Source organism: Bradyrhizobium sp. CB82 (genome assembly GCF_029714405.1).
Classification (GTDB): Bacteria; Pseudomonadota; Alphaproteobacteria; order Rhizobiales; family Xanthobacteraceae; genus Bradyrhizobium.
Genome location: NZ_CP121650.1, coordinates 4,066,508 through 4,081,484, shown reverse-complemented (window position 1 = coordinate 4,081,484; position 14,977 = coordinate 4,066,508). Strand labels below are relative to the sequence as shown.

At 64.3% G+C, this 14,977-nt stretch carries 14 protein-coding genes; 4 read left to right on the top strand and 10 right to left on the bottom strand.

The window, feature by feature from the left end; all coding sequences use genetic code 11:
- Positions 1–101: 101 nt before the first annotated feature.
- The 5 genes from QA640_RS19570 to QA640_RS19550 form a co-directional block, all read right to left on the bottom strand.
- Positions 102–926 carry an SDR family NAD(P)-dependent oxidoreductase gene (locus tag QA640_RS19570; protein WP_283042218.1) on the bottom strand — a complete coding sequence of 275 codons (825 nt, stop codon included), beginning with the start codon at positions 924–926 and terminating at the stop codon, positions 102–104.
- 14 nt (positions 927–940) lie between these two features.
- Positions 941–1,660, bottom strand: a complete 720-nt coding sequence (locus tag QA640_RS19565; RefSeq protein WP_283042217.1) for an RraA family protein — start codon at positions 1,658–1,660, stop codon at positions 941–943.
- Between the two features lie 119 nt (positions 1,661–1,779).
- Complete coding sequence (locus tag QA640_RS19560) at positions 1,780–2,661, bottom strand: phosphatidylcholine/phosphatidylserine synthase (protein ID WP_283042216.1); 882 nt, start codon at positions 2,659–2,661, stop codon at positions 1,780–1,782.
- An 85-nt stretch (positions 2,662–2,746) separates the two neighbouring features.
- Complete coding sequence (locus QA640_RS19555; protein ID WP_283042215.1) at positions 2,747–3,445, bottom strand: phosphatidylserine decarboxylase; 699 nt, start codon at positions 3,443–3,445, stop codon at positions 2,747–2,749.
- Positions 3,446–3,530: 85 nt separating this feature from the next.
- Complete coding sequence (locus QA640_RS19550) at positions 3,531–5,489, bottom strand: ABC transporter ATP-binding protein/permease (protein WP_283042214.1); 1,959 nt, start codon at positions 5,487–5,489, stop codon at positions 3,531–3,533.
- Between the two features lie 203 nt (positions 5,490–5,692).
- Here QA640_RS19550 and QA640_RS19545 point away from each other — a divergent pair, with 203 nt between their 5' ends.
- A complete protein-coding gene (locus QA640_RS19545; protein WP_283042213.1) occupies positions 5,693–6,298 on the top strand; it encodes a TIGR00730 family Rossman fold protein in 606 nt (201 codons plus the stop codon).
- An 85-nt stretch (positions 6,299–6,383) separates the two neighbouring features.
- Here the strand turns inward: QA640_RS19545 and QA640_RS19540 are convergent, their stop codons facing one another.
- The 4 genes from QA640_RS19540 to cysS all read right to left on the bottom strand — a co-directional run bounded on the left by QA640_RS19540 (position 6,384) and on the right by cysS (position 10,707).
- Entirely contained in the window at positions 6,384–6,761 is a 378-nt protein-coding gene (locus QA640_RS19540; RefSeq protein ID WP_283042212.1) for a VOC family protein, read from the bottom strand.
- Between the two features lie 159 nt (positions 6,762–6,920).
- Positions 6,921–8,528 (bottom strand): citramalate synthase, encoded by a 1,608-nt coding sequence (gene cimA, locus QA640_RS19535; RefSeq protein WP_283042211.1) that lies wholly within the window; start codon positions 8,526–8,528, stop codon positions 6,921–6,923.
- 174 nt (positions 8,529–8,702) lie between these two features.
- Positions 8,703–9,194 (bottom strand): GNAT family N-acetyltransferase, encoded by a 492-nt coding sequence (locus QA640_RS19530; protein WP_283042210.1) that lies wholly within the window; start codon positions 9,192–9,194, stop codon positions 8,703–8,705.
- Between the two features lie 118 nt (positions 9,195–9,312).
- Positions 9,313–10,707: a cysteine--tRNA ligase gene (gene cysS / locus QA640_RS19525; RefSeq protein WP_283042209.1), complete on the bottom strand. Its 1,395-nt coding sequence runs from the start codon at positions 10,705–10,707 to the stop codon at positions 9,313–9,315.
- A gap of 290 nt (positions 10,708–10,997) precedes the next feature.
- Here cysS and QA640_RS19520 point away from each other — a divergent pair, with 290 nt between their 5' ends.
- Both QA640_RS19520 and QA640_RS19515 read left to right on the top strand, forming a co-directional pair.
- Positions 10,998–11,303, top strand: a complete 306-nt coding sequence (locus QA640_RS19520; protein ID WP_283042208.1) for a hypothetical protein — start codon at positions 10,998–11,000, stop codon at positions 11,301–11,303.
- A 124-nt stretch (positions 11,304–11,427) separates the two neighbouring features.
- Entirely contained in the window at positions 11,428–12,618 is a 1,191-nt protein-coding gene (locus QA640_RS19515) for a DUF2865 domain-containing protein (RefSeq protein ID WP_283042207.1), read from the top strand.
- Between the two features lie 48 nt (positions 12,619–12,666).
- Here the strand turns inward: QA640_RS19515 and QA640_RS19510 are convergent, their stop codons facing one another.
- Positions 12,667–13,575, bottom strand: coding sequence for a DUF2189 domain-containing protein (locus tag QA640_RS19510; protein WP_283042206.1), 909 nt, complete (start codon positions 13,573–13,575; stop codon positions 12,667–12,669).
- Positions 13,576–14,138: 563 nt separating this feature from the next.
- On the opposite strand from QA640_RS19510, the gene QA640_RS19505 reads away from it, so the two are divergent.
- Entirely contained in the window at positions 14,139–14,972 is an 834-nt protein-coding gene (locus QA640_RS19505; protein ID WP_283042205.1) for a cytochrome c oxidase subunit II, read from the top strand.
- The last annotated feature ends 5 nt before the right edge of the window (positions 14,973–14,977 follow it).

Sequence of the window (14,977 nt, the reverse complement as noted above, 5' to 3'; positions counted from 1 at the left end):
GCGGCCGCCTCGATCCGGCCACATCGCCGGGCTCATCGCGCGGGCGAATTGCCGCGAGGCGATCCCGATCGCAAGTCTTTGCTAACCATAATGGGCCGGAGCTATCCCGACAGGCCGGTCAGCTTCAGGCTGAGCGCGCGCAGCCGCTTGCGCGCCTCGATGTCATAGGCCTGCGGATTGGCGCGCGCCTCGTTCATGCCGTTGAAGAACAGGCCGCTCTTGCCTGCAACGTCGTCACCGCTCACAAGGTGCACGATCGCGTCACCACCCTGCTCCACCGTCGACATCGGCGTGATGCCTCCGGCGCGCACCATCGTGGTGTTCATGTACGTTGCCGGATGCAGGGCGTTCACGGTGATGCCCAGGCTCTTCACTTCCTCCGCGAAATCGATAGTGAACATGATCTGCGCGAGCTTGCTCTGCGCATAGGCGCGCGAACCGTTATAGCCCTTCGTGATCATCACATCGTCGAAATCGATCGGATGCTGACCAAGCGAGGCCACGTTGACGATGCGCGATGGCGCTGCGCTCTTCAACAGCGGCAGCAGGACGTGCGCGAGCACGAAGCCCGAAAGGTAGTTCACGGCAAACCGCAGCTCGTGACCGTCGGCGCTTTCCTGGCGCTGCGGCCCGCCGTTCTGTGAGCCGATTCCGGCATTGCTGACGAAGACATCGAGACGACGATGATCGCGTATCACGGCGCCCGCGAGCTCTTGCGTGCCAGCCATCGACGACAGGTCGGCCTTATAGAAGGTCGGCTCGGCGTGGCCGGCCTTCTCGATCTCGTCGATCAGCGTTTTCGCGCGCGCGGCGTCGCGGCCATGGATGAGGACTTTTGCGCCCTCGGCGGCCAGGCGGCTTGCGACATAGCGGCCGACCCCGTCGGTCGAGCCCGTGATCAGCACCGTCTTGCCGCGCATGTCCATAGCGTCACTCCATGCTAGTGAATCTCCGCCGAACGCTTCAGCGCGGCCTTCAGCTTCTCCAGCGAGAAGTCGGGGCTGCGCGCGATCTCCAGGATCGGCGTCTCGCGGCGGCCGCAAAGCTCGGCGGCCTCGGGCAGTTTTGCCGCGACGTCGAGCGGGATCACGATCGCGCCGTGCCGGTCGGCGTGGATGAGATCGTCGGACTTCACGGTCATGCCGGCGACCCGCACCTCGCCGCCGAAGCTTTCCGCATGCACCCAGGCATGCGAGGGGCCTATCGAGCCGGCGAGCGCCTGGAAGCCCGGCGCCCATTGCGGGACGTCACGGACGGAGCCGTCGGTGACGACGCCGAGGCAGCCGAGCGCCTTGTGCACGTTGCTCTGCACCTCGCCCCAGAACGCACCGTAGCCGACGTCCGGGCCGTCGATGTCCTGGATCACCGAGATGCGCGGACCAAAGCCGGTGCCGACATATTCGTAATAGTCGATGCGGCGCTTGGCCTGCTCCTCGGCGGGAAGCGAGGATTTCAGCACCGAGCGGATCGTCACCGTGCGCGCATAGCCGACGATCGGCGGCAGATCGGGGAACGGGCAGACCAGCGGCTTGGTGGTGAAGCCGATCAGCCGCCGTTCAGGCGCCACGATCTCCATGGCGTTGCAGATCGTCGGCGTGTCGTAGCGGCCGAGCGCTTCGAGGACGGATGCAGGCAGCGGCCCGGTTGCGGATGTCGTCACGGCGTTCTCTCCCCTGTTGGCCGCGGCAGATCGCAAACGCCGCAGGCCGTGGCGATATAGCCGAGATCGGGCGTCAACCCAACGCGCGCGCCTTCATGGCAGATATCCGCACCTGCGGCTTAATGCAGCCGCTCCGGCCGGTCGTCGTGTGGGGTTTCCGGCAGGTTCGGCGACAGCGTCGGCGCGGGACCGGACGGCGCGACACCGACCGGCGCGGGTGATGCCGCGGCGGCGTATGCACGCGCCTGCTTCTGATAGGAGCTCCAGCCCAATGGCAGGCCCAGCAGGTAGAGCGCGGAGCCGGCCAGAAGGATGTGCCAGGGATAGCTGATCAGAAGCGCGATGAAGAAGATCACGCCGACGAACACCGGCAGCACCAGCTCCGGCGGCACGCGCATGCGCACCGTTTTGCCGGAGAACACCGGCAGCCGAGATACCATCAGGAAGGCGATCAGCAGCGTGTAGCCTGCCGTCACCGCCGCGGGCCAGCGTCCGAGATCGAGGAAGGCCGCATAGATCGGCAGCAGCACCGTGATCGCACCGGCGGGCGCCGGAATGCCGGTGAAGAAGTTCGAGGCGAACGGCGGCTTATTGGGATCGTCCATGGTGGCGTTGAAGCGCGCGAGCCGCAAGCCGCCGGAGATCGCGAACACCATGGCCGCGATCCACCCCGCATTGCGCAGCTCATGGAGCTGCCAGAAATACAGCATCAAGCCGGGCGCCACGCCGAAATTGACGAAGTCGGCGAGGCTGTCGAGCTCGGCGCCGAATTTCGACTGGCCCTTGATCAGCCGCGCGATGCGGCCGTCGATGCCGTCGAGGGCCGCAGCGAACACGATCGCATAGACCGCAAGCGTCATCCGCCCTTCGATTGACAGCCGGATCGAGGTCAAGCCGGCGCAGATCGCCAGCAGCGTGATGACGTTGGGCACCAGCATCCGCACCGGAATCGGGCGGAACCGCCGGCGGCGCTCAGGGTTCTTGAAGTCGTAGGGCGTCATGGCTTTGACCTCGCTCCAGCCTGATATAGCAAGCCGCCCCGCATCCCGCCAATGCGCTAGCAGTTACCTTTCGCCGACGTCATAGTTAACTGGCGCGGTAGGACCGGCCGGTGTCGTCAGCGACGATATCGGCCAAAACCGTCTCGCCGGCGATCGCGGTCTGGCCTTCCGAGACCAGCGCCCTCGTGCCGAGCGGCAGATAGACGTCGAGCCGCGAGCCGAAGCGGATCAGGCCGAACCGCTCGCCGGCTCCGATCGACTGGCCCTCCTTGACGAAGCAGACGATACGCTTGGCCACGAGGCCGGCGATCTGGATGACGCCGATCCGCCCCTGCGCCGAGGAGATCACCAGCGAATTGCGCTCATTGTCCTCGCTCGCCTTGTCGAGTTCGGCATTGATGAACAGGCCGGGCCGGTAGGCGATGCGATCGATCCGCCCCGCGATGGGGCTGCGATTCACGTGGCAGTTGAACACGCTCATGAAGATCGAGACCCGCGGCAGCGGCCGGTCGCCGAGCCCGAGCTCGGCCGGCGGCAGCGCCATGGTGACCATCGAGACCCGCCCGTCGGCAGGTGATACCACGAGCCCCTCGCGCACCGGCGTCACCCTGACAGGATCGCGGAAGAACAGCGCGCACCACACCGTGAGCACGGTGCCGATCCACCCCAGGGGCGACCAGAGCCAGAACAGGAAGAGGCTCACCAGCGCGAAGATGCCGATGAAGGGATACCCTTCCTTGTGGATTGGCGGGATCTGCCGTTGGATCGAATCGAGAATGGACATCGCTAACTGCCGCCTGGGGTTGATGACGCGCGGGTCATCTCGCGCGCGGGAGAGGTTTAGGCCAGAGTTGGGACCATAGACAAGGTCACTCGGCGGCCGCCGGTGTGATGAGGACGTCATCGACCGGCGGCGGCTCGCGGTTCGGCGCCTCGGCGGAGTCGGCGATCTTGGCGAGCTTCTCGCGCGCGGCCTCCGCCTCGCGCTGCCGGTTCCACATGCTGGCATAGAGCCCGCCGAACGCCAGCAGGCTGGCGTGCGTCCCCCGCTCGGCGATCCGCCCCTGGTCCAGCACGATGATCTCGTCGGCACTGACGATGGTCGAGAGCCGGTGCGCGATCACCAGCGAGGTGCGATTCTTCGAGACGCGGTCGAGCGCGCCCTGGATCTCGTGCTCGGTGTGGCTGTCGAGCGCCGAGGTCGCCTCGTCCAGCACCAGGATCGGCGGCGCCTTCAGCACGGTACGCGCGATCGCCACGCGCTGCTTCTCGCCGCCGGAAAGTTTCAAGCCACGCTCGCCGACCTGGGTCTCATAGCCCTTCGGAGCCATGCGGATGAAGTTGTCGATCTGCGCGAGCCGTGCTGCCTGCTCCACGTCGGCATCGCTTGCGTCCCAGCGGCCATAACGGATGTTGTAGCGGATGGTATCGTTGAACAGCACGGTGTCCTGCGGCACCATGCCGATGGAGGCGCGCAGCGATCCCTGCGTGACGTCGCGGATGTCCTGGCCGTCGATCAGGATCTTGCCGCCGGAGACGTCGTAGAGGCGGAACAGGAGCCGCGAGATCGTCGACTTGCCGGCCCCGGACGGTCCGACGATCGCGACGGTCTTGCCGGCCGGCACCTCGAAGCTGATGCCTTTGAGGATCGGCCGCGCCGCCTCGTAGGCAAAGCGTACGTCCTCGAAGCGCACCGAGCCTGCGGACACCACCAGTGGCCTGGCGTCGGGCGCGTCCTTGATCTCGGCCTCCCGCGACAGCACGTCGAACATCTTCTCGATGTCGATGATCGCCTGCTTGATCTCGCGATAGACCATGCCCATGAAGTTCAGGGGCTGGTAGAGCTGGATCATCATGGCGTTGACCAGCACGAAATCGCCGACCGTGTTGCGCCCGCTTCGCACGCCGATCGCGCACATCAGCATGGTTGCGGTGAGCCCGAGCGTGAAGATAACGGCCTGCCCGGTGTTGAGCACCGCGAGCGAGGTGTAGGTCCTGACGCTCGCCTCCTCGTAGCGCTCGACCGAACGGTCGTAGCGCTGCGCCTCGCGCGCCTCGGCGCCGAAATATTTCACGGTCTCATAATTGAGCAGCGAGTCGATCGCCTTGGTGTTCGCCTCGGTATCGGAATCGTTCATTTTGCGGCGGATGCCGATGCGCCATTCGGTGGCGACGTAGGTGTAGTACATGTAGATCACGACGGTGATCAGAGTTGCGACCACGTAACGCCAGTCGAACTGCCAGAACAGCACGGCCATCAGCAGCGACACCTCGACGATGGTCGGGATGAGCTGGAGGATCACCATGCGCACGATCACCTCGATGCCCTCGCGGCCGCGCTCGAGCACACGCGTCAGCCCGCCGGTCTTGCGCTCGAGGTGAAAGCGCAGCGACAATTCGTGCATGTGGATGAAGGTGATGGTAGCAAGCTTGCGCACCGCGTGCATGGCGACGCGGGCAAAGATGCCGTCGCGCCACTGCGTCAGCACCGCCATCAGGATGCGCGTCGCCCCGTAGCTTGCGGTGAGGACCAGGGGCGAAGCGATGACCCAGAGATGCCAGTTGGAGGCTTCCACGGGCGCCGTGTTCGCGCCGGTCAGCGCGTCGGTCGCCCATTTGAAGGTGAACGGCACCGATAGCGTGATGAGCTTGGCGATGAGCAGCAGCACCATCGACCAGACCACGCGCATCTTCAGGTCGAAGCGGTCACTCGGCCAGATATAGGGCCACAGATGCGCCAGCGTTCCGGCCAGGGTCGCCTGCTCCGCGGAATTGCGCGCTGAAGCAGGGACGTCGTCACCGGCGCGGGACGAATGAGGGTGAGCCATAGACAGCCTTGAAAAGCCCGCCGGTTGCGAGCCCGTTTGCGATTAACCGTTTTCGCTTGTCATATAGAGCCTTCCCGGCTCGAACGCACCCCGCCAACAGGTCAGTTCTTTGATTATCTGTCGCTATTTACCGGTAGATTTCCGGAAGCTCCGAATCACCGATGGGACTTGACGCCCCTTCGCTGCAATGCATCATGGGTTCAATGAGCACTATCAAAACCGTCTGTGTCTATTGCGGCTCCGGCCCAGGAACCAATCCCCGTTTCATCGAAGGCGCCAAGGCGCTCGGCAAGGCGCTCGCGGAGAACAACGTCCGCCTCGTCTATGGCGGCGGCTCGCTCGGCATGATGGGCGCGGTCGCGACCTCCGTGCTCGATCACGGCGGCTCCGTCACCGGCATCATCCCTGACTTCCTGCGGATGCGCGAGAACGCGCTGACCCGCGTGCAGGAGATGGTCGTCACGCCCGACATGCATGAGCGCAAGCGGCTGATGTTCGAACGCTCCGACGCCTTCGTGGCGCTGCCCGGCGGTGTCGGCACGCTGGAGGAGCTGGTCGAGCAACTCACCTGGAAGCAGCTCGGCCGTCACGCCAAGCCCGTGCTGCTCGCCAATATCGACAATTTCTGGGAGCCGCTGTTCTCGCTCCTGTCGCACATGCGCCAGACGGAATTCATCCGCGCCGGCCTCAACGTCGACATCCTCAAGGCCGATCGCGTCGATGAGATTTTGCCAAAGCTGACGGCGGCTGCAGCAAAGGTGGCCGAAGCAGAGAAGAACCTCGCGCCGGAGGTTGCGCGGAAGCTCTAGAGGATGATCCGGAAACGTGCGAAGCGGTTCTCCCTCGCGACAAGCGCCGAACGCGTTTGCGCGGAGATCATGCTCAAGATAACTGCTATTCGCTCGGAAACGTCACCGCCTCGATCCGATTGCCGTCGGGATCGGTGACGAAGGCCGCATAATAGCGCACGCGGTCGTGCGGACGGATGCCCGGCGCACCGTCGGAAGCGCCGCCCGCCGCAAGCGCCGCGGCGTGAAACGCGTCGATTTCGGCAGTCGTCTTCGCCCGCAGGCAGATGTGCGCCCCGCTCCCTGGCGGCACGCGCGGCATGCCGGCGCGCAAATTGATCCAGAATTCCGGATAGGCCTTGCCGAAACCGACCGTCCCCGGCCGCGTCACGAGCCGCGTCAGCCCGAGCGTTGCGAGCGTGGCCTGGTAGAATTTTGCCGAGCGATCGAGATCGCCGACGCCGACGGAGATGTGGTCGATCATGTAATACCCTCACCCATCGTTGGCGGCCTCTCCGCACTCTCTGCTGTCATCGCCCGGCTTGACCGGGCGATCCAGTATTCCGAGGCGCCGCGGCGTCACGGAGAAGCCGCGGCGTACTGGATACCCCGCTTTCGCGGGGTATGACGGCGGTCACGGGTCTTACGCCGGCGCGCCTGACTTCACGAGCTTGTAGATCACTGAATCCATCAGTGCCTGGAACGAGGCGTCGATGATGTTGGGCGACACACCGACCGTGGTCCAGCTGTCGCCGTTCTCGTCCTCGCTCTCGATCAGGACGCGCGTGACGGCGCCGGTGCCGCCATTGAGGATACGCACGCGATAGTCGATCAGCTTCAGGCCTTCGATGTATTTCTGGTACTTGCCGAGATCCTTGCGCAGTGCGACGTCGAGCGCGTTGACGGGCCCGTTGCCCTCAGCCGCCGAGATCAGCCGCTCGCCGGCGACGTCGACCTTCACCACGGCGAGCGCGACGGTCACGCGCTCGCCGAGCGCGTTGTAGCGCTGCTCGACGTTGACGTCGAACTGCTCGACCTCGAAATAGTGCGGCACCTTGCCGAGGGTGCGGCGCGCCAGCAGGTCGAACGAGGCGTTGGCGGACTCGTAGGCGTAACCCTGCGCCTCGCGCTCCTTCAGCTCCTCGACCAGCCGCGTCAGCTTCGGATCGCTTTTCTCATAGGCGATGCCGGCGCGGTCGAGCTCAGCGATGACGTTGGAGCGCCCGGCCTGGTCGGAGACCAGCACCTTGCGATGGTTGCCGACGGACTCCGGCGCCACATGCTCATAGGTCTGCGGATCCTTCAGCACGGCGGAGGCGTGGATGCCCGTCTTGGTGACGAAGGCGCTCTCGCCGACGTAGGCTGCGTGCCGGTTCGGCGCGCGGTTGAGCATGTCGTCGAGCGTGCGCGAGACCTTGACGAGGCTTGCGAGCTTGTCGCTCGTCACGCCGATCTCGAAGGAATCGGAAAATTCCTTCTTCAACTTCAGCGTTGGGATCAGCGAACAGAGGTTGGCGTTGCCGCAGCGCTCGCCCAGCCCGTTGAGCGTGCCCTGGATCTGCCGCGCGCCGGCGCGCACGGCCGCGAGCGAATTCGCCACCGCCTGCTCGGTATCGTTATGAGCGTGGATGCCGACGTGATCGCCGGGGATGTGGTTGATCACCTCCGTGACGATGGTCTCGACCTCGTACGGCATGGTGCCGCCATTGGTGTCGCACAGGACCACCCAGCGCGCGCCAGCCTCATAGGCAGCCTTCGCGCACGCCAGCGCGAAGGCTGTGTCCTCCTTGTAGCCGTCGAAGAAATGCTCGCAATCGAGCATCACCTCGCGACCAGCCTTCTTCGCGGCGCTGACGCTGTCGCGGATCGAGGCGAGGTTTTCTTCTTTCGTGGTCTCGAGCGCGACGCGCACCTGGTAGACGGAGGATTTTGCGACGAAGCAGATCGCATCGGCCTTCGCCTCCAGCAGCGCGGCAACGCCGGGGTCGTTCGACACCGATCGGCCCGCCCGCCGCGTCATGCCGAAGGCAGTGAAGCGGGCCTGCGCGAGTTTTGGCCGCTCGGCGAAGAATTCGGTGTCGAGCGGATTGGCGCCGGGATAGCCGCCCTCGACATAGTCGATGCCGAGTTCATCCAGCATCTGCGCGATGACCTGCTTGTCGGCCAGCGTGAAATCGACGCCGTTGGTCTGCGCGCCATCGCGCAGCGTGGTGTCAAAAAGATAAAGGCGCTCTCTGTGTTGCGTACTCATCAACGCCGCCCGTTGTTGTCACCTCCCCCTTGCGGGGAGGTCGACGATGCGCAGCATCGTCGGGAGGGGTGCCCCGGGTGAGATGGGAGTTTGTGGCTACCCCCCTCCCCAACACTCCCCCGCAAGGGGGGAGGGAGAAGAGAGAGGATCGCACGGAATAAAGGCGCTCCTTGCTCATTGCGGTGCTCCGAGCGTCTTCTTCATGGTGGTGTTGGCGAGCCATTCGTCGTTGATCGTGACGCTGTTGCGCTGCTGGGCGGTGTAGCCGCGCTTGGCGAAGAAGCCCTGCGCGGTGTCGCTGGCATCGACCGTCAGGCTCGTGGCGCCACGGCTGCCGGCCAGCTTCTCCAGAGCACCGACGAGCAGGGTCGCGATGCCCTGCCCGCTCACCGCCGGATGCACGTAGAGCATGCGGATGTGATCGCTGCCGCGCAGCGAGGCAAAACCGACCGGCGAGCCGTCCAGCGTTGCGACCAGCGTGAGGTCGGAGGCCAGCCTGCGGCCAAACTCGTCGTCCCCGGCCGCCGCCATCCAGGCTTCCTGTTGCGCCTCGCTGTAGTCGTCGCCGGTCAGCTCCTCGATCGCTGACGCGAAGATCGCGGCAAGCATCGGGACATCGGCCGGCAGGAACGGCCGCAAGGCGGGCTTTGGCAAAGTCTGTCCCATCGTCTTCACCAGATCCCATAGAGCTTGAGCACCAGCGCCACGGCGGCCGCAAGGAGCGCGATTTTCAGCGCAATGTAATAGAGCCAATGCCTCGGAAAAGGCGTGTCGGGCCGTTTCATCACGAGAGCTCCCAGGTCGTCACCGGCTTGCCGTCGGCATCCTTGCCGTCCTTGAGCACGACGCCCTTGGCGGCGAGCTCGTCACGGATGCGATCGGACTCCTTGAAGTCTTTTCGCGCACGCGCCGCCGTCCGCTCCGCAATCAGGCGATCGATTTCGCTCGCGTCGACGCCGCTGGCCTTTTGCTTCCGTGCCTCCCACTGCGCCGCGCTTTCAGAGAGAAAGCCGAGCAACCGCAAGGACGCCGCCAGGCCGGCGACGTCGCTGTTGCGTAAGCCGTGCAGCGCCGCGATCGTCTGCGGCGTGTTGAGGTCGTCCAGCAAGGGCTCGATCACCGACGCAGCCGGCTTGCCCGGCGCGACGTCCGCCGCGACACGATACCAGTCATCGAGCGTCTTGCCGCTCTCCTCGAGCGACTTCAGCGTCCAGTCGATCGGCGAGCGATACTGCGTCTTCAACATATTCAGGCGCAGCACCTCACCCGGCCAATCCGCAAGCAGGTCACGGATGGTGATGAAGTTGCCGAGGCTCTTCGACATCTTCTCGCTCTCGACCTGAAGGAAGCCGTTGTGCATCCAGTAGTTCGCCATGCGCGACTGGTGGAATGCGCAGCAGGTCTGCGCGACCTCGTTCTCGTGATGCGGAAACACGAGATCGATGCCGCCGCCATGAATGTCGAAATGCGTGCCGAGATGCTTCCAGGCCATGGCCGAGCACTCGATGTGCCAGCCTGGACGGCCCGGCACCTTGATGCCGGCCGGCGACGGCCATGACGGCTCGCCCGGGGTGGACGGCTTCCAAAGGACGAAATCCGTGTTGCCTCGCTTGTAGGGCGCGACATCGACACGGGCGCCGGCGACCATCTCGTCCAGTGAGCGATTGGACAGCGCGCCATAGCGCGGCAGTTCGGAATCGGCCGCGTTCATCGCATGCGGCGAGAACAGCACGTGATCCTCGGCGGCGTAGGCAAAGCCGCCGGCGACGAGCTTTTCGATGATCTCGCGCATCTCGCCGATATGCTCGGTCGCGCGCGGCTCGACGCTTGGTCTGAGCGCGCCAAGCGCGTCGACGTCGGCATGAAACTGCCGGACCGTCTCCTCGGTGACCTTGCGGATCGCCTCGTTGAGCGGCAGCCCTGGAAAATCCCGCGCGGCACGGTCGTTGATCTTGTCGTCGACGTCGGTGATGTTGCGGACATATTTGACGTGCGCCTCGCCATAGAGATGGCGGAGCAGCCGAAACAGCACATCGAACACGATCACCGGCCGCGCATTGCCGATATGGGCGAAGTCGTAGACGGTCGGTCCGCAGACATACATGCGGACGTTCTTCGGATCGAGCGGCACAAAGGGCCGCTTTTCTCTCGTCAGCGTATCGTGAAGACGCAATTCCATATGGATACCCATCGGCTGTTGGCCGGGCGTCCAAGGCTCTCAATGTTTTTGAGAAAAGACGGCTCCAGCCAGCGAATCGCTAGCTCGTAATCTCGCGGCAAATGGCGCAAATGGCGAGGAGACCGTTCATGCGGAACATATGGGCCACAAGCGGGGCTGCCGTCAAGTGAGCCGCGAAAAAGCCGCTTTCTCTACTCAAAGCGCCTGCCTCCCGTCATCAGGGTTAATCATCCTTAACCTTTTGAGTTTATTCATGTGGTGGCGGTTCCTCCCAAGCCACGGTGCAGTTCATGCGATCCCTCCCGGCACTTCTTTGCTGTGCCTTCATCGTCGCCGCGTCCAACGCTTCGGCGGAGACCCGGGTCTTCATCATCGCCAACCAGGCGGACGGCTATGGCGTCGACCAGTGCCTGGCCAAAGGCGACCGATGCGGCGCGCACGCCGCCCGCTCCTATTGCCAGTCCCGCGACTTTGCCCAGGCCTCGTCCTATCGCCGGGTCGATCCCGATGAAATTACCGGTTCTGTCCCCAAATCCGGCGCAAACTGCTCCCATGGCCATTGCGACGAATATGTCGCAATCACCTGCCAGCGCTGAATTCGGTCGGAGCTGGGGGACTTTAGGTCCAATCTTCGCCCCCGAAACGACGTGACGATGCCCTGAGAAGCGGGTATTGGAGGGCGCGCACGGGCCCCATGTTTGGGGCCGTGACATCGCTAGAATGGCGGATATGCCGGAATTTTTGTCTCTCTCTCGCTCCCGTTCGATCCTTGCCGGCACCGCGCTGATCAGCGCGCTCGCCCTCGGCACTGATGCCCTCGCACAAGCAGGTCCCCCCGGCCCGCCGCCATCAACGCAAGCCTCGCCGGCGACGAACCCGATCTGCTCGCGGCTGGAAGGCCAGCTTGCCGCGCTCGACCGCGGCGGAAGCGGTGATCCCGCGAAGGACGACCAGATCCGCCGCTACCAGGATTCGGCGACCCGCCAGCAGGCGGAGCTCGATCGCCTCACCTTGCAGGCCAAGCGCATGGGCTGCGACAGCTCCGGCTTCTTCTCGCTGTTCAACAACCAGTCGGCGCAATGCGGTCCGGTGAATAACCAGATCCAGCAGATGCGGGCCAATCTCGACCAGATCACCTCCAGCCTCGAGCGGCTGCGCAACGGCGGTCCTGGCAGCTACAGCCCCGACCGCGACAACCAGCGCCGCTCGGTACTGGTCGCGCTCGCGCAGAACAACTGCGGCCCGCAATATGCCAACGCTGCGCAGTCGCAAGGCCCCGGCAATTTCCTCAGCAATCTGTTCGGCGGCGGCAACAACGCCAACCCAAACCCGGTCGGCGCACCGCCCGCGGATCTCGGCCCGCAATCGGGGACTTATCGTACGGTCTGTGTCCGCACCTGCGACGGTGCCTACTTCCCGATTTCGTTCGCGACGGTCCCCGCGCGCTTTCCGGATGACGAGAGGACCTGCAAGGCGCTGTGCCCGGCGGCGGACGCCGCGCTCTATGCCTATCGCAATCCCGGCGAGGACATGAACGCGGCGGTCTCGGTCAACGGCCAGCCCTACACCGCACTTCCGAACGCCTTCAAATTCCGCAGCGAGTTCAACCCGTCCTGCTCGTGCAAGGCCGCGGGCCAGAGCTGGGCGGACGCGCTGAAATCGGCCGACGACAAGGCGGCGGTCGAGCAGCAGGGTGACATCATCGTCACCGAGGAAAGCGCCAAGAAGATGCAGCAGCGGCAGCTCACCAAGGGCGCGCCGGCGAGCGGCAAGAAGGGCGCGCCACCGCCGCCGGCCACGGCGAACGCCCCGGCCGCTCCTACTGCGCCCGCGGATTCCACTGCGACGCCCACGAACGAAAACAAGCCGATCCGCTCAGTCGGGCCGACCTTCATCGCTCCGAAGCAATAGTTCTGCACCTACCTCGAGCGTGGGCCGCCGGAAGCGGCCAACTTGCTGTTACTGCTCGCCCTCGCGGCTCCACGGGAAGAGATTGGCCGGAAAGTCCGCTGCATAACGCCTTCCCTTCGCGGGCGGCGGCGGTTCGTCCGGCGGATTCGGATTCGGCTCGACCACCCTCCGGTAAAGATGCCAGGTGGCATGACCGAGCACCGGGAGGACGACGGCGAGACCGACGAAGAGCGGCAGCGAGCCGATCACGAGCAGCGCCGCGACGATCAGCCCCCACCCGGCCATCGCAGCCGGATTGGCGGCCACGGCCCGCAGCGACGTGCGGATCGCATCGATCGCGGTTGCATGCCGGTCGAGCATCAACGGAAACGACACGACGCTGACGCATAGGGCCACGACCGCAAACAGGAAGCCGACACCGCAACCGACAATGATGAGAGACCATCCTTCCGGCGTCATCAGCACGCGCGTTGCGAAGTCGGGAATGCTGGCAGCTGGCGCGTTACCAAAGATCGTGACGTAGATCGCATTCGCGACGCCGATCCAGGCCCCGAACAGGACGAGCAGGAGCACGCCAAGCTCGATCATGGCGCCGAACGATGGCGCGCGCAGGACCTTGATCGCGTCCCATGCTTCGACGTCCTCGCCGCGCTCGCGGCGACGGCTGAGCTCGTAGAGACCGATCGCGGCAAAGGGGCCGACCAAGGCAAACCCGGCGGCCAGCGGAAACAAGAGCGGCAGCACCGAATAGCCAAGAACCATCCTGAACAGGACGAGACCGAGAATGGGATAAATCAAGCATACGACGAGCGCATGACTCGGCATCGCCTTGAAATCCTCCCAACCCAGACGCAGCGCTTCTGCCAAGTCGGACAGGCTGATCTTGCGAATGGGGTAAGAGGCCGCCTCGCCGAACAAGTGCCGCTTTACGATGTTGTCGGAGTACAGAGTGGCCATGGAACGCACCCTCCCGTGCTGAAGGTCGCGGCGGTGAAACGACGCGCTTTCAAGCCACGCGTGTCCGCCTCATGAGCGGGAAACGCGATCGGGCTGAGTACGGCAAACCCAGGTTCAACGAAACGAGCCTGGCCCGACGGAACCCGTCGCGACCTGCCTGACGAGCTTAACGCGGTCAGCAATTGGAGCCAAGCAGCGTTCTCGGTGAGATGAATTGTGCATCTGCACACCACCAGGTTTGTGCGACGCACCACCCAACGCGCGCGACTGACGGCTCGCCGCGGTGCACGGCGAAGAGTCGTCCGCTCCGCGTCAGCACGTCAGTATGCACTTGAGCTATTGACGCCGGGTTCGACGGGGATCATTTTAAAAGTCTAGACGCCCCCAGCTCCGATGAGGCTGGCGGTCGCGACTTGTCTCTTGATATCGCGGCCGGGTGAATGGGAGAAGCAAGAGGCGCGGCGGTGGCCAATTGTGCCAACGCAGATAAGTCGGCCATCGCGACAGACTTGAGCTTCGCCCTGGATTCGTATCCGCAGCCTTGATGGCAAGGATGGATCAGGATGGCTGTCGCACTGATACTGCTGTTGGTCGCGATAGGCTCGGTGCTGTTTCACCTCTACAGCCCGTGGTGGTGGACGCCGATTGCAACCAACTGGAACTACATCGACCAGACGATCAACATCACGTTCTGGATCACCGGGGCTGTCTTTACCGCGGTCATCGCGTTCATGGCCTACTGTGTCTTTCGCTTCCACCATAGGGAGGGAAGACGGGCAGACTACAATCCCGAAAACAAGAAGCTTGAATGGTGGCTCAGCGTCGGGACCGGCGTCGGCGTCGCCGCCATGCTCGCGCCCGGCCTGGTCGTCTGGCACCAGTTCGTAACAGTTCCGGCGGACGCGACGGAAGTGGAGATCATGGGCCAGCAATGGCAATGGAGTTTCCGCTTGCCAGGCAAGGATGGCCGGTTGGGCACGTCCGATGTCCGCAATATTACACCCGAGAACCCGATGGGGCTCTATCACGACGATCCACATGGGCAGGACGACGTCGTGATCGAAAATGGCGAGTTGCATCTTCCGATCGGCAAGCCGGTCAAGGTCCTGCTGCGCTCCATCGATGTCCTGCACGATTTCTATGTGCCGGAGTTCCGGGCCAAGATGGACATGGTGCCGGGCATGGTCACCTATTTCTGGATCAAGCCGATCCGGACAGGGACCTTCGATGTTCTGTGCGCGGAGCTCTGTGGCGCCGCTCATTATCAGATGCGGGCCAAGGTGATCGTCGAGGAAGAGAGCGACTATCACGCCTGGCTCGAGCAGCAGAAGACGTTCGCCGAGTTGTCAGGTCGAAAAGCCGTTGTGAGGGCGACGTACCAATCCGGCGGCAAATAGGCAAA

What these genes read in the sequence shown, in the direction of transcription:
- QA640_RS19570 (WP_283042218.1), bottom strand. Translation starts at nt 926, where the DNA reads ATGGACATGCGCGGCAAGACGGTGCTGATCACGGGCTCGACCGACGGG.
- QA640_RS19560 (WP_283042216.1), bottom strand. Translation starts at nt 2,661, where the DNA reads ATGACGCCCTACGACTTCAAGAACCCTGAGCGCCGCCGGCGGTTCCGC.
- QA640_RS19555 (WP_283042215.1), bottom strand. Translation starts at nt 3,445, where the DNA reads ATGTCCATTCTCGATTCGATCCAACGGCAGATCCCGCCAATCCACAAG.
- QA640_RS19550 (WP_283042214.1), bottom strand. Translation starts at nt 5,489, where the DNA reads ATGGCTCACCCTCATTCGTCCCGCGCCGGTGACGACGTCCCTGCTTCA.
- QA640_RS19545 (WP_283042213.1), top strand. Translation starts at nt 5,693, where the DNA reads ATGAGCACTATCAAAACCGTCTGTGTCTATTGCGGCTCCGGCCCAGGA.
- QA640_RS19540 (WP_283042212.1), bottom strand. Translation starts at nt 6,761, where the DNA reads ATGATCGACCACATCTCCGTCGGCGTCGGCGATCTCGATCGCTCGGCA.
- cimA (WP_283042211.1), bottom strand. Translation starts at nt 8,528, where the DNA reads ATGAGTACGCAACACAGAGAGCGCCTTTATCTTTTTGACACCACGCTG.
- QA640_RS19530 (WP_283042210.1), bottom strand. Translation starts at nt 9,194, where the DNA reads ATGGGACAGACTTTGCCAAAGCCCGCCTTGCGGCCGTTCCTGCCGGCC.
- cysS (WP_283042209.1), bottom strand. Translation starts at nt 10,707, where the DNA reads ATGGAATTGCGTCTTCACGATACGCTGACGAGAGAAAAGCGGCCCTTT.
- QA640_RS19520 (WP_283042208.1), top strand. Translation starts at nt 10,998, where the DNA reads ATGCGATCCCTCCCGGCACTTCTTTGCTGTGCCTTCATCGTCGCCGCG.
- QA640_RS19515 (WP_283042207.1), top strand. Translation starts at nt 11,428, where the DNA reads ATGGCGGATATGCCGGAATTTTTGTCTCTCTCTCGCTCCCGTTCGATC.
- QA640_RS19510 (WP_283042206.1), bottom strand. Translation starts at nt 13,575, where the DNA reads ATGGCCACTCTGTACTCCGACAACATCGTAAAGCGGCACTTGTTCGGC.
- QA640_RS19505 (WP_283042205.1), top strand. Translation starts at nt 14,139, where the DNA reads ATGGCTGTCGCACTGATACTGCTGTTGGTCGCGATAGGCTCGGTGCTG.